Genomic DNA, 13,758 nt, shown 5'->3' with positions numbered 1-13,758 from the left:
TTAAGCATCCACCTTATAGCCGATGCCACGAATCGTCTTAATCAACGTCGGGCGCTGTGGGTCGTCTTCGAGCTTCTCACGTAACCGTTTGATGTAGACAGTCAACGTATTGTCATTCACAAAATCCCCACCCATGTCCCAAATCTGGTCGAGTAGTTGGGCCCGTGACAACACTTGCCCTGTATGTCTGCCGAAGATGAGCAATAATCGGTATTCAAGCGCCGTCAATAAAATCTCATCCCCGTCCTTTTTCACTTTCGCGTCTTGCGTATTGATTTCGACCGACCCAATTTTAAGAATAGGCGAACTGGTCTGCTTGTTGTAGCGGCGCAACACCGAATGAATCCGCGAGATGAGTTCGCGGACCCTGAACGGTTTCGTGATGTAGTCGTCCGCTCCCATATCGAGTCCCATGACGACGTTCACTTCATCATCGAACGCTGTCAAAAAAATGACAGGTATGTCCTGTTTTTGCTTCACGAGCCGACACAAGTCATAACCGCTCCCGTCCGGCAACGACAAATCGAACAGACACAGGTCGATCGTATGTAACTGTTGTTCAATCAAAGGTGTGGCGTCGGCCACGTTCTGGCATAACGTCGTCGTGAATTGTTCTTGTTCGAGCGAATATTGGAGACCGGAGGCGATTGTCCGGTCGTCTTCAACAATTAAAATGTGCATCTGATTCCCTCCTGACTCTTCTCCTCATAATATAGCAGTCTTTTTCAAGTGAGGAGACAAAACTAAAAACCGAACGAGACATCTCGTTCGGTCAGGTTATGCTTTTGTCACGCGAAGGCATTCCGGCCGATTGAACCCGACTGCACCTAAAAATCGCAGCGCATCAGTCGTCAACTCGTCGAGCGTGATGGATTGAACGTTTGGTACTGTCTGTTCATCGACCCATACTTTCCAAATCTCGACTTCACCCGCTGTCTTCAAGTGGTCGGTTATATACTCAACGATCTGTTCGGCTCTCGCATCCGTATAGCGCCAGCGCAATTCCACGACGTGCGGTTTTTCCGAGTACGCCTCAACGTTCTCCACGTCATAGTACAAGTCGCGCTTGATCTCAATCTCGTCGAGCTGCTCTTCCGACTCGACGTTCATCAAAATCTTTTCGTCACGATCGAGGTCTTCGTCGTCTGTGAGCATCTCAGGCAAGATAACACCTTTTTTGATGGCCTCGTTGATCGATAAGAACTCGATATATGGATTTTCGACTTCTTTTAGTGGGTGATTGCTCGCAATAAATTGGAATTCACTCATATAGAAACACTCCTCCTGTATTAATAATGGGTCGTTATCGTTTCATCGCACGGATCGAGATAATCAGTCCAATCCAATATCCAATGATTGAACCGATGACAATACCATACATGGACGGAAAATCGAGTAAGACAGAGATGAGTAGTCCGCCAGCCGTTCCAAACACAAGCCCAAGACCGACCGCTGATTCACGCCATTCGTTCATGTTTAGCCTCCCCTTCCATCCACTTCATACGAAGCAGCCCGACCAAACGTTTCATCGCCCATCTACTATTTTTCATACAAAAAGGGATCCAGTATACACTGAATCCCGGTAGAACTTATTCGACTGTCGACGCCGCCTCGGCAAGCGCCGCTTCTTCTTTGTGATAGTTCTCGACAAACGCATCAAGGTGCGCCCGCACTTCGTCTGTCGATTTCGTGTCCATGAGCTTCACACGGAGGTCGCTCGCCCCGCGGAATCCTTTCACGTAAATCTTGAAGAAACGGTGCAAGTTCGAAATCGAACGCGGCACCTCTTCTTGGAATTTGTCTTGCAAATCGAGTTGGAGGCGAAGCAAGTCGAGGTGTTCTTCCATCGAGTGCTCACGTGGCTCTTTCTCGAACGCGAACGGGTTCTTGAAAATCCCGCGACCAATCATGACGCCGTCGACGCCATACTTCTCGACGAGTTCGAGTCCCATCTGACGATCGAGGATGTCACCGTTGATTGTGATGAGCGTATCCGGTGCAATCTCATCACGCAATTTGACGATATCCGGGATCATCTCCCAGTGCGCGTCGACTTTACTCATCTCGTTGCGTGTGCGCAAGTGAATCGACAAGTTGGCGATGTCTTGCTTCAACAGATGCGTCAACCAGTCGCGCCACTCGTCGAGCTTCGCGAATCCGAGACGCGTCTTGACGCTGACCGGGATGCCGCCGGCTTTCGCCGCTTGGATGAGTTCCGCTGCGACGTCAGGACGGAGGATAAGGCCACTCCCTTTCCCGCGCTTGGCTACGTTCGGGACCGGGCAACCCATGTTGATGTCGAGGCCTTTATAGCCCATCTCGGCCATGCCGATGCTCATCTCACGGAAGTAGTCAGGGTTGTCGCCCCAAATGTGGGCGACCATCGGCTGTTCGTCCTCGGTGAACGTCAAGCGCCCGCGCAGGCTGCCTTTCCCTTCCGGATGGCAGTAGCTGTCCGAGTTCGCGAACTCGGTGAAGAACACGTCCGGTCGACCGGCATGGGCGATGACGTGGCGGAAGACGACATCGGTCACGTCTTCCATCGGGGCAAGTATAAAGAATGGACGCGGAAGGTCGCGCCAGAAGTTTTCTTTCATCAAAATCATTCCCTTTCGTAGTCAATCCAACAAAATCACTTTATCTATCTTATTATGGACGGGGGAATGTATCAACTGTTTCACCCAGACATTCGAGTATAATAGATTAAACAAAAGCATTTCAAAGGAGAACTCGGATGATCATTTGGATTAACGGCGCTTTCGGTTCAGGCAAGACGACAGCCGCCAAACAATTGCAACAACGGTTGCCGAACGCCTATCTTTATGACCCGGAACAAGTCGGCTTCTTTATTCGCGACAATCTGCCCAGCGATATGCGACTGGCCGATTTCCAACATCACCCGGAATGGCGGACGTTCAATGTTGAGATGTTGGCAAAGATTGCCCGTTCATACGATGGCGTAATCGTCGTCCCGATGACGCTCGTGGACCGCCTCTACTACGATGAAATCATCGGAGCCTTACAACGTGATGGAATTCGGGTCGACCATTATATTCTCCACGCCGATAAACGGACACTCGTCAGAAGATTGAATAAACGTTTCGAATGGTTCAATTCGTGGGGCAAGACACAAATCGACCGTTGCCTTCACGCTTTTCGTCACGACATCACTCATGAGAAAATCGAGACCGATCACCTTACAGTCGAACAGGTCGTCGAGAAAATCGCTAAGCGGAGCGGCTTGACATTACAAGCTTCAAAGCGCTTTTTTTCCGCTCGCTCGTTCTGGACATAACGAAGTAAAAACCCTCCAATCCGCACGATTGAAGAGTTTTTGCTTTAGGAGTCTTTTATCATGGACACGGTCAACTCGTAAATCGATTATTGTGTCAGTTCACCAAAACCAAAATCCGCATCGAAGGCTCGGCACCAAATCACGATTGTCGAATATTGAGTGAGGTCAACGTCTTCAGGGACTAAATAGTTTTGATTCCCCGTGTTTCCTTTCAAAGCCCCTAAGCTGATCCCTTCTGTCGTTTCCGTCCCAGGCTGAATCAAATAAACAAACAGGTCGGGTCCATTGGTCGTTTGAAAATCTTCAAATCTGAGGTATACCCCATCGTCCGCGTTAATCGTTTTAATCGTTCCAGAAGTTTTGTAATTCTTTTCTCCATCCATGAACATTCCTGACAAACCGAGAGTCTCTGTATCCATTGTTTCATCTTCCGCCTCTGGCGCTACAGCTTCCGGATCTTCGGTCATATCAACGGTGTCTGTAGAGACGGGTGGGAGCCCTTCATCTACTGTTTGATCGAGAAAGAGAGGAGAGATTAGCCACCAACCAATGACCATGATGAAGACGAGCAAGAGACCGAGTACGAGTTTAGTGAAAGCCTTCATTTTTTTCGCTCCCTTTCGTTAGGAGAACATGGGTTTACTTGAATTATATGTTCTCGTCTATGGATGCTTCAAGCTCCACTCAACCCGCAATGTGTCACTACTTTCTTTGGTAATGAGAAACGATGACCCCGTTTGGCATCAGATGATGCGCCATTGATGTAAAAGTGATCGGATTCATTTCACCATTTGGGAACAAGCGCTTCCCTGACCCGATGATAATCGGATAGATGATCAACCAACATTCATCGACTAGGTCGTTTTGAAACAAAGCATGGGCCAAACCACTGCTTCCCCAGACATGAAAATCTGGCCCAGCTTCCAGCTTCAACAATTTTAACTGCTTGATTGGGTCCGTCAAAAAAACGGTTGGTTCCCATAAACTTTCATGCAACGTTTGTGACGCTACGTACTTTGTCGCAATTTGTGCTTCTGGCCAAACATCCGCGTGATGGGGCCAATAGTCTCCCCATTGTTCATACGTCTTTCTCCCGAGTAGCAATGCAAAGTCGCTATGCATTTGCGTCCGAATCAAACGACCTAACTCATCACTCGCAAACGGTCCTGTCCACCCTCCATACGTAAACCCTTCGCTTACGTCTTCGTCTTGCCCACCCGGTGACTGAATCACACCGTCCAAGGATACATGTTCAAGTACAATGATTTTCCTCATCTTCACCACCCCTTTTGACACGACTAGACAAAAAACCTCCGATTTCAAACAAAATCGAAGGTCCATCTGCATTCATCTTATTCCATTTTTTCTAACCACGCCACCGTCTCCACATGCGCCGTATGCGGGAACATGTCGACCGGTGTAACTTCGACAAGTCGGTAGCCACGGTCCGCAAGATAACGCATATCGCGCGCCTGCGTCGCGACGTTACACGACACATAGACGATCCGCTTCGGTGCCATCTCGACCATCGTCTCGAGGAACGACTCGGCACAGCCTTTACGTGGCGGGTCGACGACGATGACGTCCGGATTGATGCCATCCTGCTTCCACTTTGGAAGCACGTCTTCGGCTGCGCCACACGCGTACGTCACATTGTCGATCTCGTTGACGAGCGCGTTCTGTTTCGCGTCCTCAATCGCTTCCGGTACGACTTCGACGCCGTACACGTGCGCCGCTTTCTGGGCGAGGAACAGACTGATCGTCCCGATGCCGCAATAGGCGTCGACGACTTGCTCGGTCCCAGTCAGTTGCGCGTATTCAAGCGCCTTGCCGTACAACTTCTCCGTCTGGACCGGGTTGACCTGGAAGAACGAGTGCGGAGAAATCGTGAACGTCAGTCCACCAATTTTATCCTCAATCGTCTCATGGCCATATAACAGTTTGTTCGTCGACCCCAAGATGACGTTCGTCTTGTCCGGGTTGACGTTTTGCATGATTGACGTCACGTCCGGCAGACGCTTCAAGATGTCGGCGACAATCTCGTTGACGCCTTTGATTTTCGTCGTCTTCGTGATGAGGACGATCATCAATTCACCCGAATGATACCCGTAACGGGCCATGACGTGGCGGATGACGCCGCGCCCGGTCTTCTCATCGTAAGCCGGCACACCGTGCGCCGCGAGCACGTCACGGACGACTTGGACGGCCTCATCGTTGCGCTCATCTTGGATGAGACATTCCTTCATCTCGACGATATCGTGCGAACGTGGACGATAGAAACCGGCGACGAGGCGACCGGCCTCGTCTTTGAACGGCACTTGCGCCTTGTTGCGGTAACGCCATGGTTCCGGCATGCCGATTGTCTCGTGGACGGGCACATCGAATTGGCCGAGGCGCTTCAACGCATCGACGACACGGTCCCGTTTTTGACGGAGCTGGCCGTCGTAACTGAAGTGTTGGAGCTGACAGCCCCCGCACTGATAGAAAATCGGGCACGGTGGCTCGACGCGGTCCGCACTCGATTCTTTCACATCGAGCAAGCGGGCGAACCCGTACTGTTTATTCGTCTTCGTCACGACGATCTCCACGGTCTCTCCCGGGAGCGCGTTCGGGACGAACAGCGTATAACCGTCGACACGCGCCACGCCTGCGCCCTCATGGGTGAGGTCGTGGATGTGGACATCGAGACGGTCATTCTTTTGGACTGGTAACATGAGTCTCTCCTTTCCCGATTCAAAAAATAGTGTGTATTGGTTCATACCCGTTCCAAGCGAACGAAAAGCTCGGCGTGTGCGCCACGCCGAGCCGAATCATTCTGCTTTCTCGTTTGACACGTTGAACAGCTGTTTAATCATCTGTTCGCGTTCATACTGGGCGTTCAAGTCTTCCATCTCACGGATGCGCGCGTTCGGGGCGAGTACCGTCAAGTGACGGAACAAGTTTCGCATCTCGCCCGTGCATTCGCCGCCGTATTCGCCGTCGATATTGAGACTCATCCGTTCCGTCGTCGTCTTCATCTTGACGCGTCCCGTCTTGACGTGCTCGACGAGCGGACTCGACAAGTGCTCGCCACGGAGCAACAAGCGGACGACGTGGATGAACTCGAACAAGTTACACTTGCGCAAGATGAACAAGTCGAACAGTCCATCGTTCAATGACGCATGTGGTGAAATCTTCTCAAAGCCACCGACCGAGTTCGAGTTCGACGTGAGGAAAATCATGACCTCGCCGCTGAACGTACCCTCGTCGTGCTCGAGCTCGATATACGTCGGCTTGATGAGTGGAAGTTTCTCCATCCCTTTGACGTAATAGGCGAGCTGACCGAGTGCCGTCTTCAGTTTCGACGGCACCTCATACGACAGCTCCGTCATGATACCGCCCCCGGCGATATTGATGAAGTAGTGGATGTCGCCCTTCTCCCCTTCAATCTCACCGAGGTCGACCGGCATCTCGAATCCGTCACAGATGACGTCGAGGGCACCGACGACGTTGAGCGGAATCCGCATCGCTCGGGCAAAGTCGTTCGTCGTTCCGACCGGGATGAGACCGATTGTCGGACGCGTGTCGAGCGGGGCGAGTCCCGAGATGACCTCGTTCAGCGTCCCGTCCCCACCGGCCGCGATAATCAAGTCGAACTCGGCCTCCGCGGCTCGAACGGCTTCGAGCGTCGCGTCGCCGATTGCTTTCGTCGCGTACGTCGACGTCTCATAACCCGCATCCTCGAGGCGGTTCAAAATGTACGGGAGTTCCCGTTTGATCACTTCTTTTCCAGATGTCGGGTTATAGATGACCCGTGCGCGTTTTCGTTGCATAATGTTCTCTCCCCATGCTCAAGTCGAGCGAAAAGCGAGACACAAGTGCCTCGCCGCTTGTTTAGCGTTTGGCAATCTCTTCGTGGAACAAGCCATCGAGGAGTGCCGGGTTCGCCATCCCTTTCGTCTGCTTCATGATCTGCCCGATGATAAAGCCTTTGGCACGGTCTTTTCCGTTCTTAAAGTCTTCAATCATCTGCGGATGCGCTTCGAACAAGTCGAGGATGTAGCCGCGGAGCAAGTTCTCGTCCGAGATTTGGGCGAGACCGTTCGCTTCGACGTACGCCTTCGGCTCGGCGCCTTCTTCGATCATGGCTGTGAACACGCGTTTGGCGATCTTCGAAGAAATTGTACCTTCTCCAATCAAACGAATCAACTCCGCGAGCGAGCTCGGCGTCAATTTCATCGTCTCGATCGTATCGTCCGATTTGTTCAAGTGACCGAGCACTTCGCCCATGAGCCAGTTCGCGGCCGCTTTCGGTTCGGCACCTGCTGCCGTCGTCGCTTCGAAGAAGTCCGAGAACTCCCGCGTCGACGTGAGCGCCTTGGCGTCATACGCCGACAGCCCGTAGTTGTTCATATAACGTTCGCGACGTGCAACCGGCAGTTCCGGAAGTGTGGCGCGGATGCGTTCTTTCCATTCCTCATCGATTTCGAGACGGACGAGGTCCGGCTCTGGGAAGTAGCGGTAATCGGCCGCGCCTTCTTTGACACGCATGAGAATCGTCTTCTTCGCCGCCTCGTCAAACCGGAGCGTCTCTTGACGCATGACGCCGCCCGTGATGAGCAGTTTGCGGTGACGGTCTTCCTCATACTCGAGCGCCTTCAAGACGTTCGAGAACGAGTTCAAGTTTTTGAGCTCCGTCTTCGTACCGAACGGCTCTTGACCGAACGGACGGACCGAGATGTTACAGTCGCAACGGAGCGACCCTTCTTCCATCTTGACGTCCGAGACGCCCGCGAACGAGAGCACTTCTTTCAAGCGCTCGAGGTAAGCGACGGCGTCTTTCGGTGAACGCATGTCAGCCTCACTGACGATCTCGATGAGGGGTGACCCGGTCCGGTTGAAGTCGACGACCGAGTGTTTCTCGCCCGTGTGGTTCATCTTCCCGGCATCTTCTTCAAGATGGACGCGTTCGATGCGGAACCGCTTCATCTCACCGTCGACTTCGACATCGACGTGACCGTTGAAACCGATTGGTTGGTCAAACTGCGAGATTTGGTACGCTTTCGGCGTATCTGGATAGAAGTAGTTCTTGCGGTCGAATTTCGTGTCGGTCGCGATTTCGCAGTTGAGTGCCATCGCGGCCTTGATAGCGAGATTGACCGCCTCTTCGTTCAATTTAGGCAAGACGCCCGGATGTCCGAGACAAATCGGACACGTCTGTGTATTCGTTTCGGCACCGTATGTGCGCGAGCAGCCACACCAAATCTTCGACTTCGTGCTCAGCTCGGCGTGCACCTCGATCCCGATGATCGTTTCAAAGTTCATCGTACGTCCTCCTTAGAGCTGTGGCATCTTGAAACCGCCGTTTGCTTGTTCAAAAGCATGGGCCACGCGGTAGAGTGTTGGTTCACTGAAATGGTTCCCGATGATCTGTAAACCGACCGGGAGGCCTTCTGACAAGCCAGCCGGTACCGAGATGGCCGGGATGCCCGCCAAGTTGACCGGAATCGTCATAATATCGTTGGCATACATCGTGAGCGGATCTTCGAGCTGGTCACCGAGTTTGAACGCGACCGTCGGCGCAGTCGGTCCGATAATCGCATCGTAGTCGGCGAATATGTTCGCAAAGTCTTGCTTCATGAGCGTGCGGACCTGTTGCGATTTCTTGTAGAACGCATCGTAATAACCCGAGCTGAGCGCGTACGTCCCGAGCATGATGCGGCGTTTCACTTCTTCTCCGAAACCTTGTTCGCGCGAATACGTGAACACTTCTTCGAGCGCATCGGCCTCGGCACGGCGTCCATAACGGATGCCGTCAAACCGGGCGAGGTTCGAAGACGCTTCTGATGACGCGAGCAAGTAGTATGTCGGGAGCGCGTATTTCACTGTCGGGAGCGAGACCTCCTCGACCGTCGCACCGAGCGACTTGAGCGTCTCGACCGCTTCTTCAATCTGTTTGCGGACACCGTCTGACACGCCTTCGGCCATGAACTCTTTTGGAAGCGCGAGCTTCATGCCTTTAATGTCGCCGTGAAGCGATTTCGTGTAGTCTGGTACGTCGACCGTCGCTGACGTCGAGTCCATGTCGCAATGACCGGCAATCGCGTTCAACAAGTAGGCGTTATCTTCGACCGTACGTGTGAGCGGACCGATTTGGTCGAGTGACGAGGCGAATGCGACGAGCCCGTAACGTGAGACGAGACCGTACGTCGGCTTCATCCCGACGACGCCACAATAGGCCGCCGGCTGACGAATCGAGCCACCTGTATCCGAGCCGAGGCTAAACAGTACTTGGCCGGCCGCGACCGTTGCCGCTGAACCGCCTGACGAACCGCCTGGTACGCGCGTCGGGTCCCACGGGTTGCGGACGACTTTGAACGCCGAGTTCTCGTTCGATGAACCCATCGCGAACTCGTCCATGTTCAACTTCCCGATTGTGACGGCACCGGCGTCATGGAGACGCTCGACGACCGTCGCGTCATGTGCCGGGACAAAGTTCTCGAGGAACTTCGAGGCACACGTCGTGCGTGTCCCTTTCGTGACGATGTTGTCTTTGACGCCAATCGGCAAACCGAAGAGCGGATTGTCCGAGGTCTTGGCGAGTTCGTCCATCCGTTTCGCCTGTTCGAACGCGTCTTCATTGAGCGTCAAGAAGGCACCGATTTTTTCGTCGGTCGCCTCGATGCGGTCAAATGATTCTTTGACGAGGTCCGATACCGTGACTTCGCCTTCTTTTATAAGCGTATGCAGCTTGGCTACACCGTGATCAAATAAACTCATGAAGGGCCTCCTTATTCAAAGACCGCTGGGACACGGACTTGGCCGTTCTCCCAATCAGGTGCCATCCGTTCGACTTCCTCGCGTGGAAGTGAAGGACGAACCTCGTCTTTGCGTAGTACGTTTTTCAAATCTAGGGCATGGGTCGTCGGGATGACGCCCGTCGTATCGAGTTCATCGAGTTGCTCGGCGAACTCGAGGATTTTTGTCAATTGCTCCGTGAAGTGCGTCACTTCATCTTCTGTGATCGCAAGTCGGGCGAGTCCGGCGACGTGCCGAACTTCAGCTTCTGTGATTCGAGCCAAAGGTTCCACCTCCAACAGTTTTCAATACATCGTCCATTATCATACCACTTTTTTATAAGACAAAAAAGAAAATCCCATCTCGCCAAGGAGGAACGATTTTTTGAAAAGTTAGGGAATCCGCCCACACTATTGACTCGTTTCCCAAAACCCCTATTCGGTCCGCCCCCCAATCTCATTATGCTTAGGAAGAAGCATCATTTTTTCGAGGGGGATTCCTATGTCAATTCGTAACAAACTGATTGTCGCCTTCACCGTCTTGCTCGTGTTGCTGCTCGGGGTGAGCGGCTACTCGTTTTATGCGTTGAACGCGTCCAAGGCCGCCCAGCAAGATATGAACGTCTCGTGGGTGCCGGGGATGGACCAAATCCATCAAGTCGATAAACAACTGCTTGAGATTCGTCAGCAGATGATGCGCCACGCCTTGGTTGAGGATGAGGTGACGAAGCAAAACGTCGAAACGAACCTCGACACGGGCATCACGATTCTTGAGCAACAGATGAGCGGTTATGAGTCGACGATTATCACGAAAGCCGATCAGGAGCTGTTCGATCAAGCGACGGATCAATGGACGACATTTAAAACGAATATCGAGGAGCTCATCCGCATCTCGAACGCGGACGGTCAAGCCGCGGCCGACACCTATATCCGGGATACGGCGACACCGGCCGCCGACGCCCTCTCGAACACGCTCGGTCTGCTCGTCAACTTGAACCGCGATGAGATTCGGTCTGATACGGAAGCCGGTCAGGCATTGTTCGAGCAAGTCCAGCTCACGCTCATCATCATTATGGCCGCGGCCATCGTCTTCACGGTGCTCATGATGCTGTTCATCTTCCGCTCGATTTTCGAGCCGCTCAAAGAGTTCAAAGTGAAGATGCGGGAGCTGGCCACGAGCGAAGGCGACTTGACGACGGCCATCCCGGTGAAGCGCCGCGACGAGTTCTCGGGACTCGCCCGCGACTTCAACCAATTCCTCGCCAATCTCCGCCAATTGATTTTGCAAGTGAACGGTGTGTCTCACGGGGTGACCGAACAGTCGGCACGCATGTATGACGAGCTGCGCGAGCTCGATACGTACATGACGACGACGGCCGCCACGACCGAGGATTTGACGGCCGGGATGCAACAGACGGCCGCGAGCGCCCAAGAGATGAACGCGTCGGCTTCTGACATGGAACGAACGCTCCATAACATCGTGACGATGGCCGCCGAGCGAAAAGCCGAGGCCGAGCAAGTCGATGCCCGCGCCGTCGCGCTGCGCGACCATGCCGTCGAGGCAAAAGCGTCTGCGCTTCACGTTCTCTCGTCGACACGCGTCAACTTGGAACAGGCAATGCAAGACGCCAAAGCCGTCCGGGAAATCGCGACACTTACGAACGACATTTTAGACATCGCCGCCCAGACGAACCTCTTGTCGTTGAACGCTTCGATCGAAGCCGCTCGGGCCGGCGAGGCGGGACGCGGGTTCGCCGTCGTCGCCGATGAGATTCGGAAACTGGCCGAGACGAGCCGGACGACCGTCGAACGGATTCAAGCCATCTCGACGAACGTGCTCCACTCCGTCGACCATTTGAACGACACGTCGAGCGAGATGCTCCATTTCCTCGATACGAACGTGTTGAAGGATTACGACCAGCTCGAAGAGGCGGCCGAGCATTATAGCGAAGACGCCGGCCGGTTCGAAGCGACCGCTTCAGAGTTCGCCGTCGCCGCCATCGAACTCGAGCAGTTGACGTCGAACATGATCGGGGTCATCCAAGATGTGGCCGTCACGGTCAATAACGGCGCGCTCGGCACACAGGAGATCGCCGAGAAAGTGACGATGTCCGTCGACCGCTTTAGCGAGTTAAACCGCGCCACCGAGGCATCGCAACAGAAGATGGATGAGTTGAACGCGTTGATCGGTCAATTCAAAGTATGACAAAAGGAAGCGTCCTCGCATGAGGATGCTTCCTTTTGGTTAAGCGGCTTGCCGCAGTTCTTTTTGCCGTTCGAGCTCGAAACGCTTCGTCTCGGCGACGACGACACCCGACAAGAACAAGAGACCAATCAAGTTCGGAATCGCCATCAGGCCGTTGAAGACGTCCGAGATGGCCCAAATCAGATTCAAGTTTGTCGTCATCGCGCCGAGTCCGGCGACGAGGATATAGACGACACGATACGGGACAATCGACCGTTCACCGAGCAAGTAATAGACCGAACGCTCCCCGTAGTAACACCAACCGATGACCGTCGAGAAGGCGAAGAAAACAAGTGACACCGTGACGATGATTTCCCCGATTGGACCGAGGAAGTAAGCGAATGACGCTTGCGTCAACTCGATGCCTTGCAGCCCGCTCGTATACTGACCGCTCATGACAATCGTCAAGCCTGTGATCGAACAGACGATGAGCGTATCAATCAATACTTGCGTCATCGAGACGAGCGCTTGCCGTCCCGGGAAATCGGTCTTCGCGGCAGCGGCTGCGATTGGTGCCGAGCCGAGGCCCGCCTCGTTCGAGAATACGCCGCGTGCGACCCCGTAACGGATGGCGGCACCGAGCGCACCGCCGCCGATGGCTTCCGCGCTGAACGTGCTCGAGAAGATGGTCGCGAATGCCGACGGAATCAACTCGAAGTTCATGACGAGAATGACGAGACCCCCGCCGACATATCCGATAATCATGACCGGCACGAATACGCCGACGACTTTGCCGATCGATTTGACGCCACCGAGGATGACGAATCCTGTCAGCACCATGAGCACGATGCCCGTTACGAGCATCGGAATCCCGAATGACGTGTTGAGCGCCATACTGATCGAGTTCGTCTGGACGCCGTTGCCGATACCGAACGCGGCGATCGCCGCGAACAAGGCGAACGTCATACCGAGCCACTTCTTCTTTAAGCCGTGCTCCAAGTAATACATCGGTCCACCGGCAATCTCGCCCCGCTCATCGACGACACGATATTTGACGGCGAGAATCGCCTCGGCGTACTTCGTCGCCATCCCGATGAAACCAGAAAGCCACATCCAGACGATGGCGCCCGGTCCCCCCAGGACGACCGCCGTCGCGACACCGACCATGTTCCCGGTCCCGACCGTGGCCGCGAGCGCTGTCATGAGCGCCTGGAAGTGCGAGATGTCCCCGCGTTGCGTTTTCTGTTTTTCCGCTTCCGCTCCCGTTTTCGGTTTCGGGAGAAATGCTTCTTTCAACCCGAACCCGAGCCGCGTCACTTGGATGAAGCCGAGCCGGAACGTCAAATAGACGCCCGTCCCAATCAGTAAAATGAGGAGATGTGGTCCCCAGACGAGGTTGGATAGACTCGTCACCCATGATTCAAATTGCTGCATACGCTTATGCCCCCTATGTATATCTCATGTTCACCGTTCCTTCATATTTTTCAGAACATTCTCAACTT

The 13,758-nt window shown here is 53.7% G+C and carries 14 protein-coding genes; 2 read left to right on the top strand and 12 right to left on the bottom strand.

What is annotated here, in order from left to right; translation table 11 throughout:
• The 4 genes from KNO58_RS02085 to KNO58_RS02070 form a co-directional block, all read right to left on the bottom strand.
• Positions 1-681, bottom strand: a complete 681-nt coding sequence (locus tag KNO58_RS02085; protein WP_214751661.1) for a response regulator transcription factor — start codon at positions 679-681, stop codon at positions 1-3.
• A gap of 96 nt (positions 682-777) precedes the next feature.
• Complete coding sequence (locus KNO58_RS02080) at positions 778-1,269, bottom strand: hypothetical protein (protein ID WP_214751660.1); 492 nt, start codon at positions 1,267-1,269, stop codon at positions 778-780.
• A 34-nt stretch (positions 1,270-1,303) separates the two neighbouring features.
• Complete coding sequence (locus KNO58_RS02075) at positions 1,304-1,474, bottom strand: hypothetical protein (RefSeq protein ID WP_158001039.1); 171 nt, start codon at positions 1,472-1,474, stop codon at positions 1,304-1,306.
• A gap of 115 nt (positions 1,475-1,589) precedes the next feature.
• A complete protein-coding gene (locus tag KNO58_RS02070) occupies positions 1,590-2,597 on the bottom strand; it encodes a tRNA dihydrouridine synthase (RefSeq protein ID WP_214751659.1) in 1,008 nt (335 codons plus the stop codon).
• 137 nt (positions 2,598-2,734) lie between these two features.
• Between KNO58_RS02070 and KNO58_RS02065 the strand changes: the two genes are divergently transcribed.
• Positions 2,735-3,295: an AAA family ATPase gene (locus KNO58_RS02065; protein ID WP_214751658.1), complete on the top strand. Its 561-nt coding sequence runs from the start codon at positions 2,735-2,737 to the stop codon at positions 3,293-3,295.
• A gap of 86 nt (positions 3,296-3,381) precedes the next feature.
• Here the strand turns inward: KNO58_RS02065 and KNO58_RS02060 are convergent, their stop codons facing one another.
• The 7 genes from KNO58_RS02060 to gatC all read right to left on the bottom strand — a co-directional run bounded on the left by KNO58_RS02060 (position 3,382) and on the right by gatC (position 10,356).
• Entirely contained in the window at positions 3,382-3,900 is a 519-nt protein-coding gene (locus tag KNO58_RS02060) for a DM13 domain-containing protein (protein ID WP_214751657.1), read from the bottom strand.
• 97 nt (positions 3,901-3,997) lie between these two features.
• On the bottom strand, positions 3,998-4,570 hold the full coding sequence (locus KNO58_RS02055; protein WP_214751656.1) for a dihydrofolate reductase family protein: 573 nt from the start codon (positions 4,568-4,570) through the stop codon (positions 3,998-4,000).
• A 77-nt stretch (positions 4,571-4,647) separates the two neighbouring features.
• Positions 4,648-6,009 carry a 23S rRNA (uracil(1939)-C(5))-methyltransferase RlmD gene (rlmD, locus tag KNO58_RS02050; protein ID WP_214751655.1) on the bottom strand — a complete coding sequence of 454 codons (1,362 nt, stop codon included), beginning with the start codon at positions 6,007-6,009 and terminating at the stop codon, positions 4,648-4,650.
• A gap of 96 nt (positions 6,010-6,105) precedes the next feature.
• Entirely contained in the window at positions 6,106-7,107 is a 1,002-nt protein-coding gene (locus tag KNO58_RS02045; RefSeq protein WP_214751654.1) for a diacylglycerol kinase, read from the bottom strand.
• A 61-nt stretch (positions 7,108-7,168) separates the two neighbouring features.
• Positions 7,169-8,599, bottom strand: coding sequence for an Asp-tRNA(Asn)/Glu-tRNA(Gln) amidotransferase subunit GatB (gene gatB, locus KNO58_RS02040; RefSeq protein WP_021066489.1), 1,431 nt, complete (start codon positions 8,597-8,599; stop codon positions 7,169-7,171).
• Positions 8,600-8,611: 12 nt separating this feature from the next.
• Positions 8,612-10,054, bottom strand: a complete 1,443-nt coding sequence (gatA, locus tag KNO58_RS02035) for an Asp-tRNA(Asn)/Glu-tRNA(Gln) amidotransferase subunit GatA (protein ID WP_214751653.1) — start codon at positions 10,052-10,054, stop codon at positions 8,612-8,614.
• A gap of 11 nt (positions 10,055-10,065) precedes the next feature.
• Positions 10,066-10,356 carry an Asp-tRNA(Asn)/Glu-tRNA(Gln) amidotransferase subunit GatC gene (gene gatC / locus KNO58_RS02030; RefSeq protein ID WP_021066487.1) on the bottom strand — a complete coding sequence of 97 codons (291 nt, stop codon included), beginning with the start codon at positions 10,354-10,356 and terminating at the stop codon, positions 10,066-10,068.
• A 217-nt stretch (positions 10,357-10,573) separates the two neighbouring features.
• Between gatC and KNO58_RS02025 the strand changes: the two genes are divergently transcribed.
• Positions 10,574-12,277 carry a methyl-accepting chemotaxis protein gene (locus KNO58_RS02025; protein WP_214751652.1) on the top strand — a complete coding sequence of 568 codons (1,704 nt, stop codon included), beginning with the start codon at positions 10,574-10,576 and terminating at the stop codon, positions 12,275-12,277.
• A 39-nt stretch (positions 12,278-12,316) separates the two neighbouring features.
• On the opposite strand, the gene KNO58_RS02020 is transcribed toward KNO58_RS02025, so the two are convergent.
• The gene (locus tag KNO58_RS02020) at positions 12,317-13,690 is read right to left on the bottom strand and encodes an alanine/glycine:cation symporter family protein (protein ID WP_214718009.1); all 1,374 of its coding nucleotides are present in this window, start codon (positions 13,688-13,690) and stop codon (positions 12,317-12,319) included.
• Between the last annotated feature and the right edge of the window lie 68 nt (positions 13,691-13,758).

Origin of the sequence: Exiguobacterium sp. J17977 (assembly GCF_018616375.1) — a bacterium.
GTDB classification, from domain to species: Bacteria; Bacillota; Bacilli; order Exiguobacteriales; family Exiguobacteriaceae; genus Exiguobacterium; species Exiguobacterium mexicanum.
This window is presented reverse-complemented; position numbering and strand designations above follow the sequence as displayed.